Origin of the sequence: Gardnerella sp. KA00288 (genome assembly GCF_049244085.1) — a bacterium.
GTDB classification, from domain to species: Bacteria; Actinomycetota; Actinomycetes; order Actinomycetales; family Bifidobacteriaceae; genus Bifidobacterium; species Bifidobacterium greenwoodii.
This window is the reverse complement of the sequence record NZ_CP058373.1, coordinates 626,945-653,064: the sequence shown is the minus strand read 5'-3', so window position 1 is coordinate 653,064 and position 26,120 is coordinate 626,945. Positions and strand designations below refer to the sequence as shown.

19 protein-coding genes, 1 tRNA gene and 1 pseudogene are annotated in these 26,120 nt (G+C 43.9%); 4 read left to right on the top strand and 17 right to left on the bottom strand.

Features of this window, described 5'->3' with window-relative positions; genetic code table 11:
* Positions 1 to 24: 24 nt before the first annotated feature.
* Positions 25 to 1,341 carry a radical SAM family heme chaperone HemW gene (gene hemW / locus HXT52_RS02410; protein ID WP_421776120.1) on the bottom strand — a complete coding sequence of 439 codons (1,317 nt, stop codon included), beginning with the start codon at positions 1,339 to 1,341 and terminating at the stop codon, positions 25 to 27.
* Complete coding sequence (gene lepA, locus HXT52_RS02405) at positions 1,338 to 3,218, bottom strand: translation elongation factor 4 (protein WP_421776119.1); 1,881 nt, start codon at positions 3,216 to 3,218, stop codon at positions 1,338 to 1,340. The genes hemW and lepA overlap by 4 nt, the downstream gene beginning before the upstream one ends.
* A gap of 347 nt (positions 3,219 to 3,565) precedes the next feature.
* Between lepA and rpsT the strand changes: the two genes are divergently transcribed.
* Positions 3,566 to 3,826, top strand: a complete 261-nt coding sequence (rpsT, locus tag HXT52_RS02400; protein ID WP_004127335.1) for a 30S ribosomal protein S20 — start codon at positions 3,566 to 3,568, stop codon at positions 3,824 to 3,826.
* A gap of 134 nt (positions 3,827 to 3,960) precedes the next feature.
* Here the strand turns inward: rpsT and HXT52_RS02395 are convergent, their stop codons facing one another.
* The 3 genes from HXT52_RS02395 to HXT52_RS02385 all read right to left on the bottom strand — a co-directional run bounded on the left by HXT52_RS02395 (position 3,961) and on the right by HXT52_RS02385 (position 6,951).
* On the bottom strand, positions 3,961 to 4,680 hold the full coding sequence (locus HXT52_RS02395; RefSeq protein ID WP_421776118.1) for a trimeric intracellular cation channel family protein: 720 nt from the start codon (positions 4,678 to 4,680) through the stop codon (positions 3,961 to 3,963).
* A gap of 199 nt (positions 4,681 to 4,879) precedes the next feature.
* Positions 4,880 to 6,049 carry a branched-chain amino acid aminotransferase gene (locus tag HXT52_RS02390; RefSeq protein WP_004137340.1) on the bottom strand — a complete coding sequence of 390 codons (1,170 nt, stop codon included), beginning with the start codon at positions 6,047 to 6,049 and terminating at the stop codon, positions 4,880 to 4,882.
* Positions 6,050 to 6,330: 281 nt separating this feature from the next.
* On the bottom strand, positions 6,331 to 6,951 hold the full coding sequence (locus tag HXT52_RS02385; protein WP_421776117.1) for a 50S ribosomal protein L25/general stress protein Ctc: 621 nt from the start codon (positions 6,949 to 6,951) through the stop codon (positions 6,331 to 6,333).
* Between the two features lie 328 nt (positions 6,952 to 7,279).
* Between HXT52_RS02385 and HXT52_RS02380 the strand changes: the two genes are divergently transcribed.
* Together HXT52_RS02380 and HXT52_RS02375 are read left to right on the top strand one after the other, a co-directional pair.
* Positions 7,280 to 9,331, top strand: a complete 2,052-nt coding sequence (locus HXT52_RS02380; RefSeq protein ID WP_004137344.1) for an AMP-dependent synthetase/ligase — start codon at positions 7,280 to 7,282, stop codon at positions 9,329 to 9,331.
* Between the two features lie 284 nt (positions 9,332 to 9,615).
* Positions 9,616 to 13,602: a hypothetical protein gene (locus HXT52_RS02375; protein ID WP_421776116.1), complete on the top strand. Its 3,987-nt coding sequence runs from the start codon at positions 9,616 to 9,618 to the stop codon at positions 13,600 to 13,602.
* 114 nt (positions 13,603 to 13,716) lie between these two features.
* Here the strand turns inward: HXT52_RS02375 and era are convergent, their stop codons facing one another.
* The 11 genes and pseudogenes from era to HXT52_RS02320 form a co-directional block, all read right to left on the bottom strand.
* Positions 13,717 to 14,778 carry a GTPase Era gene (gene era, locus HXT52_RS02370; protein WP_421776178.1) on the bottom strand — a complete coding sequence of 354 codons (1,062 nt, stop codon included), beginning with the start codon at positions 14,776 to 14,778 and terminating at the stop codon, positions 13,717 to 13,719.
* A 152-nt stretch (positions 14,779 to 14,930) separates the two neighbouring features.
* A complete protein-coding gene (locus tag HXT52_RS02365) occupies positions 14,931 to 16,490 on the bottom strand; it encodes a hemolysin family protein (RefSeq protein ID WP_421776115.1) in 1,560 nt (519 codons plus the stop codon).
* Positions 16,491 to 16,567: 77 nt separating this feature from the next.
* Positions 16,568 to 17,122 (bottom strand): rRNA maturation RNase YbeY, encoded by a 555-nt coding sequence (ybeY, locus tag HXT52_RS02360; protein WP_004137352.1) that lies wholly within the window; start codon positions 17,120 to 17,122, stop codon positions 16,568 to 16,570.
* A 101-nt stretch (positions 17,123 to 17,223) separates the two neighbouring features.
* The gene (locus HXT52_RS02355; protein WP_004137354.1) at positions 17,224 to 17,601 is read right to left on the bottom strand and encodes a histidine triad nucleotide-binding protein; all 378 of its coding nucleotides are present in this window, start codon (positions 17,599 to 17,601) and stop codon (positions 17,224 to 17,226) included.
* A 113-nt stretch (positions 17,602 to 17,714) separates the two neighbouring features.
* Positions 17,715 to 18,512, bottom strand: a complete 798-nt coding sequence (locus HXT52_RS02350; RefSeq protein ID WP_102694700.1) for a 16S rRNA (uracil(1498)-N(3))-methyltransferase — start codon at positions 18,510 to 18,512, stop codon at positions 17,715 to 17,717.
* Between the two features lie 164 nt (positions 18,513 to 18,676).
* Positions 18,677 to 19,720, bottom strand: a complete 1,044-nt coding sequence (locus tag HXT52_RS02345; RefSeq protein ID WP_421776114.1) for a succinate dehydrogenase/fumarate reductase iron-sulfur subunit — start codon at positions 19,718 to 19,720, stop codon at positions 18,677 to 18,679.
* Between the two features lie 73 nt (positions 19,721 to 19,793).
* Positions 19,794 to 20,600 (bottom strand): TIGR00730 family Rossman fold protein, encoded by an 807-nt coding sequence (locus tag HXT52_RS02340; protein WP_410314371.1) that lies wholly within the window; start codon positions 20,598 to 20,600, stop codon positions 19,794 to 19,796.
* 86 nt (positions 20,601 to 20,686) lie between these two features.
* Positions 20,687 to 21,925, bottom strand: a pseudogene (locus tag HXT52_RS02335) (Na+/H+ antiporter NhaA); the annotation flags it as partial.
* Positions 21,926 to 22,056: 131 nt separating this feature from the next.
* A tRNA-Arg gene (locus HXT52_RS02330) sits at positions 22,057 to 22,130 on the bottom strand.
* 120 nt (positions 22,131 to 22,250) lie between these two features.
* On the bottom strand, positions 22,251 to 22,925 hold the full coding sequence (locus tag HXT52_RS02325) for an ATP-dependent Clp protease proteolytic subunit (RefSeq protein ID WP_004135168.1): 675 nt from the start codon (positions 22,923 to 22,925) through the stop codon (positions 22,251 to 22,253).
* Positions 22,926 to 22,928: 3 nt separating this feature from the next.
* The gene (locus HXT52_RS02320) at positions 22,929 to 23,540 is read right to left on the bottom strand and encodes an ATP-dependent Clp protease proteolytic subunit (RefSeq protein WP_410313425.1); all 612 of its coding nucleotides are present in this window, start codon (positions 23,538 to 23,540) and stop codon (positions 22,929 to 22,931) included.
* 206 nt (positions 23,541 to 23,746) lie between these two features.
* Between HXT52_RS02320 and HXT52_RS02315 the strand changes: the two genes are divergently transcribed.
* The gene (locus HXT52_RS02315) at positions 23,747 to 24,637 is read left to right on the top strand and encodes a hypothetical protein (protein ID WP_419389061.1); all 891 of its coding nucleotides are present in this window, start codon (positions 23,747 to 23,749) and stop codon (positions 24,635 to 24,637) included.
* A 54-nt stretch (positions 24,638 to 24,691) separates the two neighbouring features.
* On the opposite strand, the gene HXT52_RS02310 is transcribed toward HXT52_RS02315, so the two are convergent.
* The gene (locus HXT52_RS02310; RefSeq protein ID WP_421776113.1) at positions 24,692 to 26,113 is read right to left on the bottom strand and encodes a chloride channel protein; all 1,422 of its coding nucleotides are present in this window, start codon (positions 26,111 to 26,113) and stop codon (positions 24,692 to 24,694) included.
* Between the last annotated feature and the right edge of the window lie 7 nt (positions 26,114 to 26,120).

Below are 26,120 nucleotides of genomic sequence, written 5' to 3'. Positions count from 1 at the left end.
AAAACTCACACAATACGCACTATTTTAGCACGTAAGGCCTTCTTCACACGCGTCAACGATTCTTTCTATTAATAAATCGTTGAGCAGCCTACCTTTGCGCGTTGCAATAATGCGATTTTCGTGCAACTCTGCCAAGTCTTCCTTGCACACTTCGCGTACCACTTTTTGCAAATGCGAATCGTCGAACACCTGATTAGTTTCACGCATCTTTGCGCACAATTGCGAAATATTAAGCCCTTCGCTAATACGCAACCCAAGCATTACTTCTTCAATTAGCGCGTCTTCAGCGTTTATGCACTCGTAGTTTTGCCACGGCACGTTTCCTGCGTTAATAGCCTGAGCCCAGCGTTTTGGATGCAAAATATCCCACGCGCGCAAATTGTATTCTTGATTAGGATTCGCTTCTTTAGCATCCGAATCAACACTTTGCTTGCTAAGAGCGCTCGCCGCATTGTAGTGAGAGTGCGCTCCAGGACCAATTCCAGCCCAATCAATGTTTCGCCAGTAGCCAAGATTGTGCTGAGATTCAAAACCGGTGCGCGCCCAATTAGAAATCTCATACCACTTTAATCCAGCAGAACTAAAAAGCTCATCTGCCAACTCGTATTTTGCGGCTTCATCATCGTCGTTTGGCGCTTGAATAGCGCCGACAGCGATTTGACGGCCCATTTTTGTGCGCGGCTCTACCGTTAGCGCGTATGCGGAAACGTGGTTTACTCCTAGGCTTAAAGCCATTTCTACTGACTTTCGCCAATCATCCAAGCTCTCCCCTGGAGCGCCATAAATCAAGTCAACGCTTGAACGCAAGCCGCAAGCATTTGCCGCTTTTACACCGCGAGTTACGTTTTCTGGAGTATGCGTGCGGTCCAAAGTTTTTAGCACGTGCGGCACTGCTGATTGCATTCCAAAAGATATTCGCGTAAATCCGCCTTCTGCAAGCGTTTCAATATACTTTTCGTCTGCAGTATCCGGATTTGCTTCAGTAGTTATTTCCGCTCCAGGTTTAAATCCCCACAAGTCGCGTATTTCCTGCAAAATTCGCACTAAGTCATGCGCTTTAAGAACTGTTGGAGTGCCTCCGCCGAAGAAAACAGATTGCGCTTTAGGCTCGAAAATTCCGTGATATTCCTGCCATTTTTTTACAAGACGCATCTCTTGAATCGCAACATTCGCATAACCTTCGCGGCTCGCACCTTCACCCAAATCGCGAGCCGTATACGTGTTAAAATCGCAATAACCGCAGCGCCTTAAGCAAAACGGCACATGCACGTACACTTCAAAAGGCATGCTTTTAGTTTGCGTAGCTGATTTATTTAATTCAGCATCCAACTCTAAACTCATCCTTCGGACTTTTGCGCAGCGCGAATCTTATCTTTAGTATCGCGATCGTTTGCGCTCTCGTCTGTAGCCAAAGCCGCAACAAATGCTTCCTGCGGAACTTCAACGTGGCCGAGCATCTTCATGCGCTTCTTACCAGCCTTCTGTTTTTCAAGAAGCTTGCGTTTACGCGTAATATCGCCGCCGTAGCATTTAGCAAGCACGTCTTTTCGAAGAGCGCTAATAGTTTCGCGAGCAATAATTCTAGAGCCGATTGCCGCCTGAATTGGAATCTCAAACTGCTGGCGAGGAATAAGACCGCGAAGCTTCTTAGTCATCATAACGCCGTAAGAATAAGCCTTATCTCGGTGCACAATCGCGCTAAAAGCGTCAACCTTATCTCCCTGAATAAGAATATCAACCTTCACAAGGTCGGCAGCTTGCTCGCCATCTTCGTGGTAGTCAAGAGAAGCGTAGCCTTTTGTGCGGCTTTTAAGCTGATCGAAGAAGTCAAAAACGATTTCTGCAAGAGGAATCCTGTAGTGCATTTCCACGCGGTCGGCACTAATGTATTCCATTGTGCCCATTTCTCCGCGATGCTCCTGGCACAAATCCATTACAGCACCAATAAATTCTTTCGGCGTAATAATGTCGGCCGCAACCATTGGCTCAATAATGCGCTTAATTTTGCCTTCTGGAAACTCGCTAGGATTCGTTACGTGATGTTCGCTGCCGTCTTCGCTTGTAACGTCGTAAGTTACGTTTGGGGCGGTAGAAATAAGATCCAAGCCAAACTCGCGACTTAAACGCTCGGAAACAATCTCCATATGCAAAAGACCCAAGAATCCACAACGGAAACCAAATCCCAATGCAACCGAAGTTTCTGGCTCGTAAATAAGAGCAGCGTCGTTAAGTTTTAGCTTGTCAAGAGCATCTCGAAGTTCCGGGAATTGCGCGTTGTCAATTGGAAAAAGACCTGCGTAAACCATAGGCTTAGGGTCGCGATAACCATCCAAAGGCTCAGATGCAGGATTTACTGCGCTGGTAATGGTGTCGCCGACTTTAGACTGGCTAACATCTTTTGCGCCTGTAATTACGTAGCCGACTTCGCCCGCTCCAAGCGCCTTTGTTGGAGTCATATCTGGGCTAATAACGCCGATTTCAATAGGATCGTGCGTCATGCCGATTCCCATCATATGCAACTTTTCGCGCGACTTAAGTTCGCCATCAACCATACGAATATAGGTGACGATTCCGCGATACGAATCGTAGACGGAGTCAAAAATAAGCGCGCGAGCAGGAGAATTAGGATTTCCGCTTGGGGCTGGAACTTCCAGCACAATTTGATCAAGTAAGTCTTTAACACCTTCGCCGGTTTTGCCAGACACGCGTAGAACATCTTCCGGCTTGCAGCCGATTAAGCCCGCGATTTCTTCAGCATGCTTGTCTGGCTCTGCGCTTGGCAAGTCGATTTTGTTAAGCACAGGAATAATCGTCAAATTGTGGTCGATTGCCATATAAAGATTAGAAAGCGTTTGCGCTTCAATGCCCTGAGTTGCGTCAACAAGCAGCACCGCACCTTCGCATGCTGCAAGCGCGCGCGAAACCTCGTAAGTAAAATCGACGTGACCAGGAGTATCAATCATGCCAAGCGAATACTCTTTGCCTTCAAAAGTCCACGGCACTCGAACAGCCTGAGATTTAATAGTAATTCCGCGCTCTTGCTCAATATCCATGCGATCCAAGAAACGGTCGCGCATTTCACGCTCCGGAACGATTCCGGAAAGCTGCAAAATGCGGTCAGCTACGGTAGACTTGCCGTGATCAATATGCGCAATAATGCAGAAATTGCGTATCAACGACTGATCCGTAAATCCTGGCTGGTTATGCGGTGTAATCAAAGCAAGCATCTCCTTATTAAATACGCGGATAGTATTAAATTGCGTAAGCTACGCAAGTAATTAATCTTACCAACTCTACTACCCCTAGTCTAGTGAAACAAACGCCGGGAAAATACACGGCAAATGTGGTCAAATGCAGACAAAACAACAACAAACGCCGGGAAAATACACGGCAAATGTAGTCAAATACAGACAAAACGACCACAAACGCCAGGAAAAATACACGGCAAATGTGGTCAAATACAGCCGAAACGACAACAAACGCCAGCTACAGTAAAGTTATCCAATAATCATGATATGCTTACGCTTTGTATGTCCTTATATAGCAAACGTCGTTTGGAGTAACAGTGGCAAACATTAAGTCGCAGAAGAAGCGCGTGCTCACCAACGAGAAAGCACACAAGCGTAACGTAGCAGTAAAGTCTGCTTTGAAGACCGCTATTCGTGCAACTCGTGAAGCCATCACCGCTGGTGATAAGGCTGCAGCACAGGCCGCTTTCGCAGTAGCCGCTCAGAAGCTTGACAAGGCTGCAGGCCGTGGCGTGATTCACAAGAATCAGGCTGCAAACCGCAAGTCCGGTCTTGCTGTAGCGATTAACGCTCTGTGAAGTTTGTGCAGGTAACTGCATAACACAGCATGTAAGGAAAATCCCCAGTACCAACAGGCGCTGGGGATTATTTTTATTCGCAATTAAAACTCATTTAGATTATTTGCGCTTAAGATATTTAAGACTATCTAAAACTATCTGCGCTTGCGATTATTTAAGCTTAAGCGGCGAATGCGCGGACGTCGCACTTTAATCGGCTCAGTGCGATTCATTGCTCCGAATAAAGTCAAGTCAAATTTTACAGATAGCAAACGCATTGCAACTACCAGCGCAACAATAAGCACATCCAAAATAATCTCAACAGTTACGCCAAATAAACCAGCGTGTTTTGCTTTAAATACAAAAACCGTAAGAACGCAACCAGCTGCAGCCGGAACAGCATACCAATGTTTATCTCGCACAATAACTGGAACCTGATTCAAAATCATGTCGCGAATAAGACCGCCTCCCAAAGCGGTCGCCATTCCTAAAAATACTGAAGTCGTGCCAGACATGTGAAAATCTAAGCCTTTTGCAGTTCCGTTTACAGCAAATAATCCCAATGCGAGCGCGTCAATCGTAAGCATAAACCAACGCCACTTATCAATCTCTGGATGCGCGATTGCAACAATTATGCCGGAAAGTAGTCCAGCAATCACAAAACCATGATCCGCAATCCCAACAGGCGGTAACGCTCCAAGTAAAACATCGCGCACAATTCCGCCACCCAACGCAGTAATCCAAGAAGTGGTAATAATGGCAAAAACATCGTACTTTTTACGAATAGCCCACAGTCCGCCAACCATTCCGCAGCATCCCACAGCAACATATTCAACAATTAGAAAGAAGATGTTATCCCCTAATGCGCCTTCCACAGAATATCCCTTCGAAAAATAATTATTACGATTACGCAAAACAGATTGCGAAAAACAGATTACGCAAATAAGTGACGCGCCGTACCTTATATGAATCTACATACATAGAGCACGACGCGCCACACGCAATTATTTATATTAAATTATTTGCAACCTGCGTAAGCGTTTGCAAACCATTTATTAGCTTATTATTAGCTAATTAGTCGCAAACTTTCCACATCCAGTTGTGCTTGTCTTCAACATCGCCAAGCTGAATGCCAAGTAACTCGTCGCGCAAAGCCTGAGTCAACTCACCAACGCCACCGTCAGAAACCTTAAGATCGAAGTCGTCTGACTTAAAGCGACCAATTGGCGTGATGATTGCAGCAGTACCGCAAGCAAAGACTTCAGTTACCTCGCCAGAACGAATGTCGTCAAGCAAGCCTTGAAGCGGAATCATAGTTTCAACAACATCATGGCCAGCCTCTTTAGCAAGCTGAATCAAAGAACGACGCGTAACGCCTGGAAGAATGCTGCCAGTAAGAGATGGTGTTTCCAAATGACCGTCCTTGTGGAGCGCAAACATGTTCATGCCGCCAAGCTCTTCCAAATAAGTCTTAGTTGCAGCATCCACGAAGCAAACCTGCTCGCAACCATGCTCAATACCCTTGTATTCACCAAGCAAGGAAGCAGCATAATTTCCGCCGCACTTAGCAAAACCGGTACCACCAGGACCAGTGCGGAACCACTGGTCTTCAACCCAAATGCTAACAGGCTTCAAACCACCCTTGAAGTATGGGCCGGATGGAGAAGCAATAACGCAATATTCAACCTCATGAGCTTCACGCACACCAAGGAATGGCTCGGAAGCAAACATGAATGGACGCATGTAAAGCGTATACTCGCGGCGGCTTGGAACCCACTGCTTATCTCGCTTTACCAAAGCTGCAACAGAACCAATAAAGTCGTCAATAGAAAGATCTGGCAAATACAAACGCTTAGCAGAATTCTGGAAGCGAGCAGCGTTAATATCTGGACGGAACAGCCAAATTGAACCGTCGGCACGCTTGTACGCCTTCAAACCTTCGAAGCATTCCTGAGCGTAATGCAAAACGGATGCGCCTGGATCCATTTTCAATGGTCCGTAAGGCTCCACGCGACGATCCGACCAGCCTTCGCCTTTAGTCCAAGACATGTGAACCATATTGTCGGAGAAAATCTGACCGAAAGCAGGCTTATCAATAAGTTCGTTGCGCTTTGCGTCCGAAACAGGATTATCGTTAGGCAGAACTTCAAAGTTGCCAGCTAATTTGTTCAACAGAGCAGGATTGCTATGATCATCGGATTCATAGGCGTCTGAAAACTCTGGAGCGATTTCTAAATCAGCCATTATGTCTCTTTTCTATCTGTAATATTTTTTATTGCCTTTTAACGCAATTAACGTATAGGATAATACGATTCTTGCGTTTAGCAAAACTTACACGCCAAAATATTTTAAGAAATATTTCAAAAAATATGGTTGAAAGTAAAAATTATTTAGCAAATTTATTGATTTTATACAAAAAGCCGCATAAGTCAGTTCTTATGCGGCTTAAAATTTTAAACTATTTATAAGTTATAAGTTAATTCGTAATTAAATACGATAGCTTACTTTATAGCTTACTTTATAACTTACTTTTCTTCTGCAGCAGGAGCATCAGCTGGAGCGGCGGCAGCATCAGCAGCAGGAGCAGCATCTTCGGCTGGAGCAGCATCTTCAGGAACGGTGACGCTAACAACAGACTCTTCGCCATCCATGTCGAGCACAACGCCCTTAGGAAGCTTAACGTCCTTAGCAAAGACCTTGGTGCCGTCGGTCAAGCCGTCAACGTTAACAACAACACGCTCTGGCAAGTTGGCAACGTCTGCGCGAACCTTGAGCTCCTGAACGTCAACGAATGCAACAGCAGCACCCTTTGGAGTACCTTCAACGAAGACTGGAACTTCAACGTCAATCTTTTCGCCAGCCTTAACCTCGTAGAAGTCAATGTGCTCAACAATGCGCTTAACAGGATTGCGCTGAACATCCTTAACAACTGCAATACGAGATTCCTTGCCAAACTTAATAGTGAACAAAGCATTTGCGTGACGCAAAGCCAAGGTGGTCTCACGCATTGGAAGAGTGACGTGCACTGGATCAGCACCGCCAGCGTAAAGGCTTGCTGGAATCAAATTTGCAACACGCAAGCGGCGAGCAACGCCCTTACCAAACTCGTTGCGAACTTCGCCTTCAAGAGTAATCTTTGTAGCCATATCGGTCTCCTTATGGTCTGGATAGTTTTGTTTGTTAATCCAGCTTCAGGCGCACCGACGCGCCGAAAACCATAAGTGGCTATCAGCCCAGTCGATAACGGAACTTTGCCAACAAACCGTCGGCATATTCCCTCGCCAAAGCAACTTTTCTAGTGTAACCACAGAGCAAGACTAATTTTAAATCTCAATTATTTAATAAATAAAATAAAATAATATTCAAACACTTACACAACTTGAGCACACAAACGATTATTATAGATAACAGCACTAAGCGCACTTTGAAACTATGCGCTTTTAAGAGCCGCTAAGGCATGATTAAGGAGCAGATGTGTCCGTCTTTAATGCACTCCAACAGCAAGCGTTTAATCTTGCACGTAAAGCATTGCGTATTGGCAGCAATTTCGCACACCCAGTCAGCGACGATCGCGCAGGCGAACCAGGCTACCAGAATGAAGAACAAGAATCTTCTACAAATACTCTACTTTCGCAAAATAAACGTCTTCCACGCGTAGAAGAGTGGGGCGCAGGAATGCCAACAACCACGTTTATTGACCCAGAAACAGGTTTGCTTACCACAAAAACGGAAAGCGCTGCACCACTGGAAGAAGGCACAAGCATTTACGACTTGTATGCAGACCGTGCTGCACGCATGGGAGACGACCCGCTTTACACTTACAAAGAAAACGATACGTGGGTTACTAAGACCGCAAATCAGTTCCTTAAAGAAGTTAGGGATGCCGCAAAAGGCTTAATTCACTACGGCTTGCACAAGGGAGATGCTGTTGCTCTTATGTGCAAAACGTCGTACGAGTGGGATGTTACAGATGCTGCTGTTATGGCTTGCGGCGGCGTGCTCGCCACTATTTACGACACGGATTCTGAAGAGCAGATTCGCAACATTGTTAATAATTCCGACTCGCGTTTTCTTATTGTTGGAACTACAGAAATGCGAGATAAGGCAGACGGCGCTATTGAAGAATGCCCAAGCTTGGAACGTATTATTTGCTTAGAAACCGGCGGGCTGGAAGAGCTTAAGGCTTTTGGCTCTACAGTTAGCGACGAAGAATTGGACGAGCGCATTGATTCCGTAAAGAAAACAGACTTGTGCTCAATTGTTTACACTTCCGGCTCCACAGCAGCGCCTAAAGGCGTTGAAATGACACACGAGCACTACTGCACAACCGCACTAAACCTGCCAATCTACCTGCCAGATTTGTTAAGCGAAAAAGACGGTTCTGTGCTTCTGTTCCTTCCGCAAGCACACTCTTTTGCGCGCGCAATCAACTACATTGTTGTGGCAAGTACATTGCGAATTTACATTGCTCAAGGAATTTCTACTTTAATTTCTGATTTGCAGGTTGCAAAACCTACGGTTATGATTGTTGTTCCTCGAGTTCTTGAAAAAGTTTATAACGCGGCTTCGCAGAAGGCCGGTCACGGCGCTAAAGGCTTGGCTTTCCAGGGTGCTGTTGTGACGGCTCAGCAGTATATGAAGGAAGTTCAAGAGTTTGGTGATGCTAAAGCGCTTACTAAGGCTCGCCGAACTGCTTACGATCCGCTTGTTTACCGCCCACTTCGCCAGGCTCTTGGCGGACGCGCGCACTGGATTGTTGCCGGCGGCGCTCCACTAGACCCTGAGCTGCTTTCCTTCTTCCGCGGCGCAGGAGTTCCAGTGTACGAAGGCTACGGTCTTACTGAAACCACTGCCCCATGCGCGTTTACACCAATCGGAGTTCCTTTCCGAGAAGGCTCTGTTGGAATTGCATTCCCAGCCTTTACTTTGCGCATTGCAGAAGATGGCGAAGTGCAAATTAAGGGCACATGCGTGTTCCATAAGTACCATAAGAACGACGAAGCAACTGAAACTTCGTTCACCAAAGACGGCTGGTATGCAACAGGCGATTTGGGAAGAATTGACGACGAAGGCATGCTTTATATTACCGGCCGCAAAAAGGATTTGATTATTACAGCTGGCGGTAAAAACGTTGCGCCTGGACCTATTGAAGAGATGATTAAGAGATGCGAGATTGTGTCTCAAGCATTAGTACTTGGAGATAAGCGTCCATTTATTTCCGCACTTGTTACTTTAGACGAGGAGATTTTGCGCAACTGGCTTAAGCTTAAGGGATTAGACGAAACCATGAGCATGAGCGAAGCTGCAAATAATGCTGTTGTGCGCGCCGAAGTACAGAAGTTCGTTGACAGTGCTAACGAGGGCGTGTCTCGCGCAGAATCCGTGCGAAAGTTCATTATTTTGCCAGAAGAGTTTACGCAAGAAAATGGCTTAATGACAGCATCTATGAAGATTATTCGCCCACGTGTTATTAAGCATTACGCAACGCTGCTTAATACGCAGATGTACACTTCGCGAAAGAAGTAAGCGTAAGCTTTCGCAAGAAGCAGACGTTTGCAAGTTTTATATATGGATTCGCGTATGTTTAGTGCGACTTGCGCGAATCCATAAATTTTTCTTAATAATCTATGGGTATTTGATAGAATTACCGTGAAAAAACTTGATACCCCCCCCCCGTTGGAGAATAAAATATTTTCTTAGCACAAGTTAAAAGAAAAGCTACATTCACAGCGATGCTGCTTTTCTAAAAAGCTTGGCAAGAGATATGAAAATCTTCTGATTTCCATTAACAATTAAGAGGAGAGGTTAATATGAACGCCAAACTCGCAGTAGCAATCTCATTAGGCGCAAGTTCCCTTGCATTATTCGGCATGGCAAATGTGGCCAATGCTGCAACAGCAACAACTACCGACACTGGCGCAAATCAGCCTGTTGTTAAGCCAAGCAATGAGAATCCGGTAGAAAAAGCTAAAGGCGAAGCTAATAAAGCTGTAGACGACGCTACTGAGCAGAAAAACAAACTTGATGAGGAAGTCAATAAGGCTGAAAATGAAGCTAATGATTCTAATGCAGAAGCCATTAATGCTAATAAGGAAGTAAATAAAGCTCAGAAAGACTTAGAAAACAAGCAAAAAGAAGCTAAAACAGCTGAAGAACAGCAAAAAGAAGCTGATAAGGAATTAGATAAAAAGAAGACTGCGGCAGAAAACGCTGACAAAGAGGTTAAAGATACGCAAGCTGCGTTTGATCAAGAGAAAGAAAAGCAGACTGCTGCTGAAAATAAGCTGAAGGAAACTCAAGACGAAAAAGATACAAAAACTACAGAGCTTGAAACTGCAAACAAAGACGTTATTGATAAGACTGAAAAACAGAAAACCGCTGAAGGAAATGTAACTATCGAACAAGGCAAGCTAGATACCGCCAAAGGCGAGCTTGAAAAAGCTAAGCAAAATAAAGAGCAAGCTCAGGGAGTAGCAGATAGGCTTTCTAGCGAGGCTGATCAAAAAAAGCAAGCACAAAAAGAAGCAGAGCAAAAAGTAAAAGAAAATACACAACAGCAGGAAAATATTCAAAAACAAATAGATAATCTGAAACCTGCTGGTTCCGGAGCAACAAATGCCGAGGTACAAGAGCTAGAAAAGAAAGCAAATGCAGCTAAGCAGGCTTATGAGGAAGCAAATAATACAGCAACTCAAAAAGCTCATGAAGCTACCAATGCGAATAATGCAATCCCTTCTAAAGCAGAAGAACTCAACAATGTAGAAACTGCGCTTAAGCAAAACGAAAATTATAAGAATAATATAGCTTCATTTGACCAAGCTGCAGATGATGCAACCAAAAAATACAATGAAGAATATAATAAAGAGAAACTTGATCCAGAAGTAGAAAAAGGCTTCGAAGGATTCTTGGAATATATTATTTCCACAGAAAAAGCAAAAACCGATGGCTCAAGAAATAATGATTTAATTGCAGATGCTGAACGCGCTCAAAAAATTCTTAAAGGTGAAACTTTTAGATCAACCGAAACAAAAATCAAAATAGGTGAAGACACTTACGGCAACCCTGCAAAAGAAATGAAAGCTCCAATCTGGGCTGATTACGTTAAAAAACTTCGACGTGTTGGCGGAGCAGATTCTTTGCAAAATTTGAAGGAAGCTGCAACTTATTATGATGCACTTAACAAAGTTCGTAACGAAGAAAAAGCTGGTTTACCAACAGTTGGTGTCCGCTTAAGCCTTATTGCTGAAAGCATCATACACTCCTTCTACTCTGCATCGATACAAGATCATGCTGCTAATTTCGACATGAAACATAGTGTGACCCCTGCTTCTCCAGAACAGCTCAAATCTCACGCATATGATGATTCTTCAGAAAATCTTGCGTGGGGAGAATTTGACGGCAACGATTCCAATCGTGCTATGAACAAAAAAGGAACTATGAGCATTGATATAAACAGTACTTCTAATATCGCTCATTCTTCCACTAAATCTAACGCAATGGATGGATGGTATTACAAAGAAAAAGATATATACGATGGTACACTCTCATCCAATTCATTCGGTGGAAAAACACTAACAGCTGAAGGAAAAACTTTCTTACAGGAACATAGATATGATTTCTTAGATTATGCATCAGCTGGACTTTCTCCAACCTTATTTAATGATGATTCTGATAAAAGTATACAAGCCAAGTTCCAACACGCTGTTGGACACTATCTAAATTTTGTTAGTACTAATAATACTGCAGCAGGATTTGCAGAAGCTGATACAGCTATAAAGGATACAAGCTTCACTGTTACTGAAACATCTAACGGTACACAAAAAACATATAACCAAAATGGAACATTGATTTATGACGTTGCTGTATGGCATGGCAATTCCGAAAAAACCATATCTGTTGATACTTACAAGAATTTGCTGGATTCTTATATAAATAAAGTCACAGACAATGGCCAAAAGAAGCTAGAGCCTGCTAATTCTAGAAATTTGGCAGATCTTGCTGCAAAAGAAAACGTAGCTGATATCAAATTATTTGATTCTGTTTATAAAGTCATTACCGCTGAAAGCAATAATTCTCAAACAGGCGCTAACACAGTAACTGAGCTTATTAAGAAGGTCATTACAGCAAAGAAGAACTTCGAGAAGGCGATGGACAATGCTAGCGCAGCAAATGAAGCTTCAGCTAAGGCTGCGGAAAATGCTAATAAGCTGAAGACTGCTTGGACTACTGCTAATTCGGCGTATGAAGCTGCTAAGCAGGCCGCAACTCAAGCATCTCAAGAAGACCAAAATACTCGCAACCAGAAGATTCAGCAGCTTCAAGGCGAACTTCAAGGATTGCAAACAAAGGCACAAGAGTTGAAGTCACAGGCTGAAACTGCCAAGCAGACTGCTGAAGCAGCTCGCACTGCTGCCAATGAAAAGCAAGCTGAAGTTAATGGCAGATTTACTCAGGATATTACTGAAGCTGAAGCTAATGTAGAGTCAGCCAAGCAAGCAGTATCAACTGCTGAAGCTGCAAAGAAACAGGTTGCTCAAGAGCTTAAAGCGGCTAATGAGAAGGTAACTAATCTGACTGAAAAGATTAATAAGCTTACAACTCAGATTCAAACTGAGACTGATAATGTTACTAAGGCTGGTGAAAAGGTAGCTGAAGCTAATAATGCTCTTCAAGGTGCTATAAGAACACAAGAGCAAGATAAATCAGCTTTTACAGCAGCAACAACAAAAGCTCAAAATGCTGCTAAATCGGTTGAAACTGCAAATGATGCTGTTAAGACTGCAAAAGAAAATGTTGTTAAGAAGATTAAGCTTGCTCAGACTGCTGTAACAAATGCTCAAGCTAAGGTTAAGCATGCTCAAGAGGTTGTTGCAGAAGCTAAAACCAAGATTGAAACTATACAGAAGAATCTTAAGACTGCGGAAGAAAAGTTTAAGGCTGTTGTTACTGACCGAACAATTCAGCAATCCTTCATGAAGTCAACATTCTTGGCAGCTTATCCAAAGTTTGAAAGCTTCGTACAAACTCTGACAGGAAAAGTTAATACACTGAAAACTACTGCTAAAACTCTTACAGAATCTGCAGAAAAACTCTCGCAAAAACTGCAAGATGTTGCACCAGATACTGTTACTCCAGAGCCACCAACACCACCTGCACCAAAGCCACCGGTTGTTGTGCCAAGTCATGATGGAGAAAGCGGTCACGGTAATACTGGTAATACTGGTAACCCTGGCAACACTGGCAACACTGAAAACACTGGTAACACTGGCAACAGTAATGTTCCGTTCATTCCACAAACACCACATGTTAGTGTTCCTGCTGTTGATGTTGAACAACAATCTAACGAGTTTGCTTCAACTACCGCAGAAAATCACGCTACACAGTCTGTTTCCAAGAGTGAAGCTGGAAAGTCTACTAAGGAAGAACGTGCGAATGCAAAGAACACGAAGCACGCTAACCACACTGCTTCTGCAAATGCGGCAGCAACTTCTAACTCTGGCGTAGCACAAAGCAAGAACGCTAAAGATTCTAAGAATGCTGAATCGAAGGAATCTGCAAAGGAAGACTCCGCAAAGCAAGAAACTCAGGATTCTAATAGCAATAGCAGCGATCAAAACAACACAACAAACAACACTCCAAGCAACGAGTCCAAGAATGCTCAAGCAAACGGCAATGCTGCAAAGGCACAAAACAGCTCCAACAACACGCTTACAATTGGCGCAGTTGTGGCAGTCGTTATTGCTGGAATTGTTGCAATCGGCGGAGGTGTGACTTTCGCACGTCATCGTCGCATGTAGTTGAAAATAAATAAAACAAAAACCGCAGTCGAAATTATATCGGCTGCGGTTTTTTATAAGCGCTACACAGAATTCGCTAGGCAAAACGCGCGCGTCAAAACACACTAAGTAAAATTAGAACCCTAAGCGCTCAAGCTTCTTAGGGTCGCTCTGCCATCCTTTTGCAACCTTCACATGCAATTCAAGCACAGCTTTCGCGCCAGTAATACGATTTACCGCCGTTCGCAAACGCTTCTTTACGCGCACTAAATGCTCCGCACGATGCCCAATAATAATCGGTTTTTGCGAATCACGCTCAACATAAACCGACACAAGCACATGCGCTTTGTTGTCGTCGTATTGAGTATCTTCGCCACCGCCCGGATACACAATATCGTCAACTACAACAGCTAAAGAATGAGGCAACTCGTCGTCCAATTCTTCCAAAAATGCGCCGCGAATAAGCTCCGAAATCATGCTTTCTGGACTTTCCTCGCTAAGCTGATCCGCCGGATACATTTGCGGACCTTCCGGCAAGTTTTGAATCAAAACATTCTTAACTTCGTCAACATTGTCGCGTTCCAGCGCACTAACAGGCACAATATCCGTAAAATCGGCAAACTGCTGAATTTGAAGCAAATGCGCAACTAACTCGCTGCGACTAAGCGTATCAATTTTTGTAACAATACCAATAAGCGGAACCTTCCAAGTCCAATTGCCCTTCTCATCTTTTTTAGCAAAATCGGAGCGAAGACGGCTCAGGATTCGCCTATCCCCTGGTCCTATCTCCTGGTCTGCTGGAAGCAAGAATGCAATCGCGTCAACATCTGAAAGCGACTCGTCAACAATATCGTTCAAACGCTGACCAAGAAGCGTACGAGGACGGTGAATACCCGGAGTATCAACCAAAACCATTTGCGCATTATCGGTTGTAACAATTCCGCGAATAGCCTTACGCGTAGTTTCCGGACGAGACGAGGCAATAGCAATCTGCGTACCAATAAGAGCGTTCATAAGCGTTGATTTACCAACGTTTGGCCTACCGACTACAGCTACGAATCCGGAACGGTAGCCGTGAAAATCGGGAGCTTGGATTGTTGCGTGTGTTGATGAGTCGAGATTCGCAAACATCTTGTCGTCGAAATCAGATTCGTCGTCGAAATCTGCTGCGTCGTCAACCTCGTTTTCTTCGTTCATATCGACTTCGTCAATATTGTTAATATCGTTCATATCATCAATATCGTTCACTTTTACCGTCCAATTCTTTATTTCAAATTACTTACTATTACTTACTTACTATTACTTATTTAAGATTACTTACCCAAGGTTACTTACTTAAGATTACCTACTTATTTAAGCAAATTTGTTTGCTTCATATTACTTGCTTGCTTAAGCGCGTTAGTTTGCTTACTTTCCAACGCTTGCGTGGAAATCTTTTCCGATATTTTTTCCGAAAGTTTTTCAGATATTTTTTCCGAAAGTTTTGCCGCGCTGCTATTTTCAGGCTGCTCGTCTTTAGGCTCTTCTAAGCCCTTAACATCGCGCTCAACCAAAATAGTTGATACTTTCTTTCTTCTACCAGCAGAATCCACAGCAGTTAATTTTAAGCCTCTTGTAACCGCACTAGATCCCACAATCGGCACGTTACCAAGCAACTTCGTAAGCAGACCAAACACGGTGTCAACATCGTCTTCGTCAATATGAACTTCGAAAATATCTTCCAAATCCGCAATCGGCGTTCTAGCAGGCATCTTCCACACGCCATCGCTTACTTCTTCCGGATCCGCATGCTGCGTGCGATCATGCTCATCTTCCAGCTCGCCCACAATCTGCTCAATAGCGTCCTCAATAGTAACCAAGCCTGCAATACCGCCATATTCGTCAACAACTACAGCAACATGTTGACGAATTCGCTGCATTTCGTGGAATAAATCGTCAACCGGCTTGGACTCCGGCACAAGCATAGGGTCTCGGCTAATAGTGTCAACAGCCCTCGAAGAAGCTGCAGGATTAAACACGGTAGCTCTTACTGCGTCTTTTAAATAAGCAACGCCAACTAAATCGTCAACCGAATCTCCAATAACAGGAACTCGAGAAAATCCGGATCTTGAGCATAATTTCAGGAAATTTTCCAGCGTTTCGTCGCTTTTTACGCAAATCATATCGGTTCGAGGAACCATGATTTCGCGAGTCAAAGTGTCTGAAAGCGTAAGCACATTGCGCATCATTTCCGAAACTTCAGGATCAAAATCATTCGCTTCAACAAGGCGATCAATACTCGCCTTCGCCTGATCCAGCTGAATATCTTCCAAAGCCTCATCATCTGAAAGATCAACATGCTTTTTTCTAGAAGTTACGTCCACATCGCCAGCAATATGCACAAGAGGATTAATCGCCATAGCAATAGAAACAATGCGAGAAAGCCTCATCAACTTTGCCACAGGCTGAGCAGCTCCCACAGAACGCGGGCGAACAAGCATAGAAATAACAGCAACAATAACCGAAACAACAACGCCAACAACCAAAGTAAGCCACATTGGAGCGCCGAAAAACGCTGAAACCGCAGCAATAATAACGCCATCAAACACATTGCACAGAACGCGCACAAAAGCGCAGGCGCTAGAAGTTGCGTAACGGTCTGAAATAAGCTTTTTTACACGATGAATTCTTGCGATTCTACGCATACGCACTATTGCGCTTGTGTCGTCATCGTGAGTTTGCGCTTCAATCATAAGATTGTTTAAGCTCGCTCGCGTAACCCTAGGCACTGCCCCTTCTGCAGCTGCCATTGCAAGAGACAGCCACACAAGAAGAATTGCAAGCAAAAGCAAAACGGCTAATCCTAGCCACACGTGCAACGGAAGTTCCGGTACCGATATATTTGTAAAAAATGCTTTAATATCTTCCATAATTATGCTCTTACATTTTACGACTGCTTGTTTGCGCTTGTTTGCGCTTATTTACGCTTATTTGCGCTTGTTTGTGCTTACTTGCTTTTGTTATTTTTTCCGCCTTTTGAATCATGCTCAGCATCGTAACGCTCAAGCTCGTTCACAGCTCCTTCCGGAAGAGTCGCGTCATACAATTCCCCAGAACGTGCAGCAAAGAAAGTAAGCAAAAGCTGACGCTGCAAACCGAACATTTGCTTTTCTTCTTCTGGAGTTGTGTGATCGTAGCCGAGCAAATGCAATATGCCATGAATGGTTAAAAGCATCATCTCTTCCATTGTGCTATGCCCCGCTGCGAGCGCCTGCTGCTGAGCCACCCAAGGGCAGATCACCAAATCTCCAAGCATTCCCTCGGAAACTTTGTCATCGCTTCCAGGAGTAAGTTCGTCCATTGGAAAACTCATAACATCTGTTGGGCCTTCGAGGTTCATCCAGCGCTCGTGAAGGCATGCAATTGGCTCCGGGTCAACGAAAGTAATTGATAAATCTGACTGCGTGCTGACTTTCATCTGCTGCAACACCCACATGCCAAGATCGGAGAAGATTTTAGCGTCGATTCGCCACACGGTTTCGTTCATGACTTCAATGCTCATGATTATTTGTTATTCCTCTCGAAGTTTATTTTTTCAAGTGTTGCTAGTTTAGATTTCGCTTGAAGCGCGCAATTTTGTAGAAGCGCACAATTTCGTAAGATTTATAAGCTGCCTTCCACAAGCTTTTCGCCAGTAAGCACATGCGCATGAACATGGAATACTGTTTGGCCAGCTGCAAGACCAGTGTTAAAAACAAGCCTGTAATCTCCATTAAACGCGTTGTTAGCAATATTTTGTGCAACTTCAGCAATATGAGCCAAAGTTTCAGGAGCTTTACTAGCAAGCTCAGCAACATTCTTATAGTGGTTGCGCGGCACAATCAGCACATGCACTTTTGCCTGCGGATTAATATCCTTAAAAGCGACTACCGAATCATCTTCATAAACGCGCGTGCTTGGAATTTCGCCGGCAATAATCTTGCAAAAAATGCAGTCTGGATCAGTATGGCTCGCAGCATTGCTCATAGTTGCATCGCTCATGGTTTCTCCCCTATTTTTTATTACGAAATAAAATTCATGCCAAAAGCCAAAAGCAATCGGCACACTACATACCATTTTACACAAACTTGCGCATTTTATTTATGCTTTTTTCACTATTCGTAGCGGCCTAAAGCGCGCGAAAGAAGAGAAAGTGCCACAGGGCCTGCGGTAGATGCGCGCAAAATATTGCTACCCAAAACGCAGCTTTTAGCTCCAGCGTCAACAAACATCGAGACCTCGTCGTCACTAATACCGCCTTCTGGACCAACAAGCACGTAAACAGTGCGCTCCTTGCCATCATCCAGGCAGCGCTCAGTAAGAGTGTTTACAGCTTGCTCGATTTGGCTCCAGCAGTCGGTTGCATCCTGATGCAATACCACTACTAGGTTTCCGTAAACGCACGCACGTCTACATATTGCAACAATCTGCTTACTGGACACGCATTCTTGAAGCTCCGGCATAAAAGCTCTTCGAGACTGCTCTGTAGCAGCCTGCAACACCTGATTCCAACGCTTATCCGTGCGACCAGGCTTCCACTTTGCGATTGAGCGGTCAGCGCACCAAGGAATCACTTCATCTACGCCAATTTGCGTAGCCATGTCGATTGCTTGCTCATCGTGGCCGGTTTTTGCTAAAGCCTGCACAAGCGCAAGACGCGTAGTGCGACGCGCTTCTCGAGTGAACGCATCGACGCGAACTAAACCATTTTCAGCATCCGTAACAGTTGCGTGAATTCGCAAGCCTTTGCCGTCAGAAAGTTGCAAAGAGTCACCCTCTAACAAGCGCATAGCGGATATTGCGTGGCGTTTTACGCTGGAAGGAAGCGTAAGTGTCCATCCTTCCTCAATCCCATCTGCAAGCACAGGAGCATTATCGTGGTCAGTATCTAGCAAAAATAAAGCGTCAGTCATAATCTAAAGCCTAACGTGAGGATGCGCCAAGTTTTATATGAGCGCGCAACAACAAAGCGACAACAAACGTGAGAAAAGTACCCCACGTTTGGAGCGATACGCAACCATAAACCCTCCAAACGCGAGAGAAATTACCGGCAAATGTGGTCAAAACAGTAATCAAGCTACAAGTTTTTGCGCTCATTCACTAGTGTTGTAAGTTGCCAAATTTCTTCGCCGACGTCAATTCCGCGCGGACACTGCCTTGAGCACGCACGAACCGACTGGCACGCGCTAATACCGTCGCTGCCGTCAATCAAATCTAATCGACGCTCTGTTGCATTGTCCCTAGAGTCGTAAATAAAACGAGCCGCGTTAATCAAAGCAGCAGGCCCAATAAAAGCCTCACCGCCGGCGTAGATTGGGCATATTCCTTCGCACGCACCGCACATAATGCAGTTACTTAAAAGCTCAAACTTTTGTAACTCTTCAGGATGCTGCAAAAACTCAATAAGCTTAAGTTTTCCTTCGGCATTTCGCACAGAAACGTCTGCTGCTTGTAAATAAGGCTCTAAACGTTTTATTTGCGAAACCATAGGTGAAAGGTCGCAAATAAGATCGCGCTGAACTGCAAATCCAGCAAGAGGTGCAAGTTCGATAATACCGAAACTTCCATTTTTTTGAGCTGCAGTATTCGTAGATTTTTTCTGTAGAATTGGCGATTTTGCTGAACTTTCGCCGCTACTTGCAGCTCCGGTTTTTCTAAATCCGCGCGATTGCACGTTATTATTTGCTTCGGGCCGCGCGTTCGCGCCTATTGTTGCGCCGCAAAGTAGAGTTGGCATGCCGTTTACGTTTACAGCATCCGACCCGCAAACTCCATGGCCACAAGAGTAGCGAAAAGCCAAAGTCGGGTCGATTGTGCGCTTAATAGTTAACAGACAGTCAAGAATAGTATCCGTTGAACGAACGCGCAAAACGTAATCTTGAACCCAATGCTTGCCTTGAATTCGTTTTATTGTTGTTGATAAAGATTCATCAGCATTATCATTTTCTGCAGAATCTACTTTTGCAAAAGGATTGCTACGCTTTTTTCGAGCAAATGGACTTTCGTGACGTTTTCGCACGAGTTTCGGAGCATCTTGCGAATTTTGCGTTTCTTCGCACGGCACAAAACGGGATATACGCAAGGTAACAAGCGCAGTGTTATCACCAAGCTCATTACTCATTGCAACCTCCAGTACGTACTGTTCTAGTTTGCCACAATACTTGCACAGAATTGGAAGCAGTTTAGTAATGTATTTACTTAGATGATCCAGACGCTATGCGCACTGCTTCTAGCGGATCGTCCGTAACAGCAAACAAATGCGGGTCAAGAGACGAAATTAATCCACGAGAAGTAACAGTTGACTGCAGCCAGTTAATCAAGCCCTTCCAATACTCAGTTCCAAACAGCACAACCGGCACGCGCGCAACCTTATGCGTTTGCACAAGAGTTAGAGCTTCAAACATTTCGTCCATTGTGCCAAATCCGCCAGGACACACAATAATTCCGGAAGAATACTTCATAAACATTGTTTTTCTAACGAAGAAGTATCTAAACTGCATTCCGAGATTAATCCACTTATTCAAACCCTGCTCGTGCGGAAGCTCAATACCCAAACCAACCGAAGTGCCACCAGCTTCTGCAGCACCGCGATTAGCAGCCTCCATAATGCCAGGGCCGCCGCCTGTAATAACAGCAAAACCGCGTTTTACAAGCTCCTTGCCCATAGTTAGCGCGGCCACATATTCCGGCTCGCCCTCTTTTATGCGCGCAGAGCCAAAAACGCTAACAGCAGGTCCTAATCCAGCAAGAGCGTCAAAACCGTCAACAAATTCGGCCTGAATTCGAAGCGCGCGCCAAGGGTCTGCACTTCGCCAATCCCACTTGTTATCTCGGTCTGCGCCAACTCCTGCTGCAATCTGTTGAGTTCTATCTTTGCGAAGAAGCGTTTCGGTTGTGCTTTCTTTAGGAATCATAGATCCGCGCATAAGCACAGAACCGCGATGATACGTATTAGACCAAGGTGGAACTTCTGAAGAATAATCTTCCTGACTATTATTCATAACTACTCCCAAAAATAATCCTAAAAAATAATCACAAAAGCTAATACAAAAGTTAATACTAAAAGTTAATCTTCAATATCGTCCAATTCTTCTTCCATATGCTTTGATTGCATAGAAAGCAAGAATCCCGAAACACCAGCCGCAACAATAGAAGCAACAAGAACACCAAAACGTGCCTCTGCAGACAAATCTGCGTCCGAATATGCAAGAGAAGCAATAAGTAGCGAGACTGTGAAACCAATACCGCACGCACAAGCAGTCGGAAGCAAATCAACTACACGCAAAGAGTCCGGAACTTTTAAGCCAAGTAAATGCTTTGAAAGCCAAGCAGTTACCATAATTCCCAATGGTTTTCCAACAACCAGAGCAATAGTAATAGCAATAAGAATTGGAGATAAGAACAGCTCCCAAGTTAGCGTTTCAAAATGCACGCCGGTTGAAAAAAGCGCAAAAATAGGTAACGCTACTAAAGCAGATACAGGCTGAATTTTTTCGCGATAACGCTCCGCGCGCAAAGTTTTTTCTCCGTGAACTAGATGCGCAGGAGTGAGCAATCCTACCATTACGCCAGCTAAAGTTGGGTGCACTCCAGCTTCATACATCATTACCCACGCCACAATGCCAACTATCGCCACAAGAGCCCACGGAACATGTTTAAGACGCACTAAAGTAGTCCAAATAAGACCACACACAACAACACCAACAAACCAGTACCACGCGTTTAGCGAAGAGAAGAACACTGCAATAAGCGCAATTCCAAGCAAATCGTCAACAGTTGCGAGAGTCATCAAAAACGCGCGCAAAGCATGAGGCAAAGTTTTAGCAAATAAAGCTAATACTGCAAGCGAAAAAGCAATATCTGTTGCAGTTGGAATTGCCCAACCAGCACGAACCATGTCTAACGAAGGTAAAGCGCCGGATGTAAGACGCATAATCTCCTGACCGGCGTGAAGCTCCGAAAATACGGTTACTATTGCCACAAAAAGCAAAGGCGGAGCAATCATGCCACCAACTGCGCAAATCATTGGCATTGCAGCAGCACGAGGATCAGAAAGAGAGCCCGCAATAAGCTCGTGCTTTAAATCTAAGCCAACAGAAAGGAAGAAAATAGTAAGCACGCCGTCTTGAACCCAATGACTAATCGACATGTGAATATTAGTAAACGGAATACCAATATGAGTATGCGAAACGGCTTCAAATACTGGCGCGGTTAAAGGAATGTTTGCAAGCAATAAACCAGTAAGAGCAAAACCAAGCATAATTAAGCCAGAAATTCGCTCATTATTTGCTATATTGCGTACTATTATCCAGCTGCGTCGTATCATGTTGTAAATATTTCCTCCCAAAGTTATGCAAAACACATTAATTTTGCAGCACTTTTTAGTATAGCGGAGAGGTATAAACCAAGAAGTTGAGATAAAAAAAAACGCGAGGCAAATGCTTCGCGTTTCGCTTGTGCGCCAGACAGGATTCGAACCTGCAACCTTCTGATCCGTAGTCAGATGCTCTAATCCGTTGGGCTACTGGCGCATGTTTTCCGCTCACAAGAACAACGCTCTCGTTTTCGGCAACTTGACTAATATACAACCATCACGAACAAAACACAAACCCCGGCGTGTCGACCGGGGTTTGCTTAATATTCCACAAAAACTACTCGCGGTGCTCAAGCACTTTATCTACAAGACCGTAAGATTTAGCTTCTGGAGCAGTTAAGATTGTATCCACCTCAATATCTTTGCGAATACGCTCAACATCTTGACCAGTATGCTTAGCAAGAGTATTTTCTAACCATTCTCGCAATCGAAGCATTTCCTTAGCCTGAATCTCAATTTCAGTAGCCTTACCAAAATCTTGACCCATTGCAGGCTGATGAATAAGCACGCGCGCATTCGGCAAAATCATACGCTTGCCATGAGCTCCAGCAGCAAGCAAAATCGCAGCAGCAGATGCAGCCTGACCCAAGCATACGGTTTGCACATCCGGGCCAATATACTGCATTGTGTCGTAAATAGCAGTCATTGCAGTCATAGAGCCGCCAGGAGAATTGATATACATCATAATGTCGCGTTCGCTATTCATGCTTTCCAACACCAAAAGCTGAGCCATAATATCGTCAGCAGAAGTGTCGTCAACCTGAACGCCCATAAAAATAATGCGATCTTCAAAAAGCTTCGTATACGGATCATGCGTTTTTAAGCCGTATGGGGTTTGCTCACCAAACTGTGGCAAAACGTAGCGGTTAGTAATTCGCTGTGCCGAAGAAACGCCGCCAAAACCAGCCAAACGCTCAGCACGCGCAACAAACTTTGCTTCTTCACTTGCCATAAGTTACTCCTCACCTCGCATTGAAGCAGGAGTTGTTACGATTTTATCTACAAAACCATACTCCAACGCCTGTTTAGCAGTGAACCAGTGATCATATTCGTTATCTCGGTAGATTTCTTCTATGGTATGACCAGTCTGCTTAGCTGTTAATTCAGAAAGTGTTTTCTTCATATCCATAATCAGCTCAGCATTAATACGCACATCCGTAGCAGTGCCACCAACGCCGCCAGAAGGCTGATGCATAAGCACGCGCGCATGAGACGTAATATAACGCTTACCAGGCGTTCCAGAACTAAGCAGGAACTGACCCATTGAAGCTGCCATGCCGACTGCAATAGTTGCAACATCTGGTTCGATTAGCTGCATAGTGTCGTAAATTGCCATACCCGCAGTAATAGAACCACCAGGCGAATTAATATACAACCAAATATCCTTCTTAGGATCTTGCGCCGCAAGCATCAGCATCTGAGCGCAGATAATATTAGCATTCTCGTCTTTTACTTCAGATCCCAACCAAATAATGCGATCTTTTAGCAACCGATTAAAAATAGAATCGGTTTGCGAAGACGCTTCCGCCTGTTCCATAACAGGAGAAGCTGTAAAAAGCTCAGTCACCTTATCTCCTTACCATAAACTTAAGTATTCCTAGATTATCGTGTGCGCGTGACCGTATAGAAAACATAGTATGCAGCGAATCAGCGAAATATTCTAGACTGAATTTTTACGAATCAATTCAGATAATTATTCAACTATTATACAGATTGATATAAAATGTTTAGTATATTTTTTATTAATGCAAATTCGCTCAAAGAGGAGAAGTCATGGATTCTAACAACTTGCCAAGCAACAATTACCCTCCGAATGCAGAAGCAAATAATAACAATCAGAGCAACGATTACCAAAATAATTGGAATCCAACAGACACTTACCCAAATAATGCTAATCAAACGGGCAGCTATCAAAACAACGAATATCAGAACAACACTTATCAAAACGACGGCTACCAAAATGACGGCTACCAAAATGGGTATCAGAACAATTCATACGTGAACAACGATTACCAAAATAATTGGAATCAAGAAAACACTTACCAAAACAACGACTATCAAAATAACGAATACCAAAATAACGGCTATCAAAATGATTGGTATCAAAACGACTACCAAAACGGGTACCAAAACGGGTACCAAAACGGGTATGCAAATAGTTATATAAATAACGATAAATTATTAAAAACGTATAAAGATTTCCAGCAGCGAGCAATAAGCTTCGTAAATACGACACTAGCAGATGAGCATAAGAAAAGAATTGCTGTCATTGTTGCTGTTGTACTAGCAGTAATAGTTTTCGGCAGCTTAATTACGGGCACTTTTGGCAAACATTACAATTGTTCTGCAGAAAAAAGCGTCAATATTGAAGAATACGCAAATTGCCATCCATCAGACTTTGAAGAAAGAGGCGATGATGACGTATCCGCAACGTTTGACGCTAAGGGAGATAACCTCAATATAACTGTTAAATTCACAGATCGCGTACCTGACGATGCAATTCCAAAGGCCACTGCTACTTTTTCCGACAGACTCTTCCTTTCAAATCTGTTCCCAGTACTTGAAGAAGCTAAAAATAAGGTCAGCTCTCCAATACACTTGTATTACACTATTTTAAATGACGACGGCAGTGTTATTTATAAAGATGACTTCATCGATAACTAAACAATATTACAATATGCGCTTTTGCTACTAATTGAATTAGCAAAGGCGCATATTTTATTTGCGTCTAAAAATTCTTGGCAGCAGCGTTACACTTCGTGCAGCAGCGCAGGAAACTATCATCGGAACAATCATAATAAGCGGAACATTCACTAGTTGCGCCACAAGTAAAAGCGCAAACCATAATGATTTTCGGCTTGCAGCCAATAGACTTGCTGCGCCAAAAATAGCAGACAATATCAATACATTAGGCTGGTTTATAAGAACTCCTCCAATAGGAAGTTTCATACTTACAGCGCACACAACAAGCCCAATGCAAGCACCCGATGAAATACTAGGCTGCAGCACGCCGCCGGAAGCACCGTAGCGCAAAACAAGCAAAGTAGCAAGCATTTTAATCATTGCAAGAATCAGCAAAACAATCGTAATATTCGCACTAGCTGCCACATGCGGAAAGCTTGATACAGAAAAAGCAAGTTGAGCAAGCGACCTACCATTGCCCATAATATGCGGAAAACGGCAAGCTATAACACCAATAAGTAAGCCGGCTATTGGCATAAAACACAGCATTTTTACGCCGCGCAAAGCATGAGTGCGACACCAAATAATACCCAAGCGAAAAACACAACCAAATAAGCCACACACTATGCCAACAGCAACAGCTAAAACAAAAATTTGCCAAGAAATCGTGCAAGAAAATTGCGAAATATTGTAGTATTTGGAATGATGCAGTAAAAATCCTGCAACAAACGTGGCAACATAATTCATAACAAGAGCAAAAGGCAAGCAATACATGCGCTCCGATTGCGCAATATTTTTAACTACATTAGCCGCTACAGGACCATTTTCGCGATTTAACCACGCGTAAAAACCAAGACCTTGAGTTTTACTAAACAAACCTAATGCAAGCACAGTGCCAGCTAAAGGCGCGTGATACACTGCCGCCAATCCAGCTCCAGCAGCAGAAGCAATAAGTACGCGCTGAGTTTTGTAAGACACATGAAAAATGCGGCTGTAACGCTGAGCAATCATTGCAGCCAATTCTCGCGGAGCTACTTCCCTGCCTATTGAAATTCCAGAACCAACAATTCCGATTTGCAGCAAAACATGTGCAATAGTAGAAAAAATTGGCATAATGCTTCCGAAAACAGCTTGCGGAATAGTGACGATTCGAGGAGGATTCTCTCTTTTGCGCAAAAAATACCAAGCTATGCCGGCAATAGTCATTGAAATGGTTGTAGATAGCACGTAGCGATACCAAGGAAGCGCTGAAAATACAGTGTTTTCAGCAGATTCAATTGAGCCAAAAGCAAGGTATTGTACTGCGTAAAGAATAAGCGTAAGAACTGTTGCACCTAAGCCGGCAAGAATACCTAGAACAACAGAAGCTGCTGCAAATCGCGCTACTCGAATTGCGAGATTAAGTAAACTGCCAAATCTTGAGCAAGATTCAGACTTAGTTTCAGAGCTACTATCCATAACTTCT

Excerpts from the sequence above, each read along its gene's own strand:
- HXT52_RS02325 (WP_004135168.1), bottom strand. The coding sequence starts at position 22,925 with ATGGCAAGTGAAGAAGCAAAGTTTGTTGCGCGTGCTGAGCGTTTGGCT.
- HXT52_RS02315 (WP_419389061.1), top strand. The coding sequence starts at position 23,747 with ATGGATTCTAACAACTTGCCAAGCAACAATTACCCTCCGAATGCAGAA.
- HXT52_RS02350 (WP_102694700.1), bottom strand. The coding sequence starts at position 18,512 with ATGACTGACGCTTTATTTTTGCTAGATACTGACCACGATAATGCTCCT.
- HXT52_RS02385 (WP_421776117.1), bottom strand. The coding sequence starts at position 6,951 with ATGGCTACAAAGATTACTCTTGAAGGCGAAGTTCGCAACGAGTTTGGT.
- hemW (WP_421776120.1), bottom strand. The coding sequence starts at position 1,341 with ATGAGTTTAGAGTTGGATGCTGAATTAAATAAATCAGCTACGCAAACT.
- HXT52_RS02390 (WP_004137340.1), bottom strand. The coding sequence starts at position 6,049 with ATGGCTGATTTAGAAATCGCTCCAGAGTTTTCAGACGCCTATGAATCC.
- HXT52_RS02310 (WP_421776113.1), bottom strand. The coding sequence starts at position 26,113 with ATGGATAGTAGCTCTGAAACTAAGTCTGAATCTTGCTCAAGATTTGGC.
- HXT52_RS02355 (WP_004137354.1), bottom strand. The coding sequence starts at position 17,601 with ATGAGCGATGCAACTATGAGCAATGCTGCGAGCCATACTGATCCAGAC.
- HXT52_RS02345 (WP_421776114.1), bottom strand. The coding sequence starts at position 19,720 with ATGAGTAATGAGCTTGGTGATAACACTGCGCTTGTTACCTTGCGTATA.
- HXT52_RS02375 (WP_421776116.1), top strand. The coding sequence starts at position 9,616 with ATGAACGCCAAACTCGCAGTAGCAATCTCATTAGGCGCAAGTTCCCTT.
- HXT52_RS02365 (WP_421776115.1), bottom strand. The coding sequence starts at position 16,490 with ATGGAAGATATTAAAGCATTTTTTACAAATATATCGGTACCGGAACTT.
- era (WP_421776178.1), bottom strand. The coding sequence starts at position 14,778 with ATGAACGAAGAAAACGAGGTTGACGACGCAGCAGATTTCGACGACGAA.
- HXT52_RS02340 (WP_410314371.1), bottom strand. The coding sequence starts at position 20,600 with ATGAATAATAGTCAGGAAGATTATTCTTCAGAAGTTCCACCTTGGTCT.
- ybeY (WP_004137352.1), bottom strand. The coding sequence starts at position 17,122 with ATGAGCATTGAAGTCATGAACGAAACCGTGTGGCGAATCGACGCTAAA.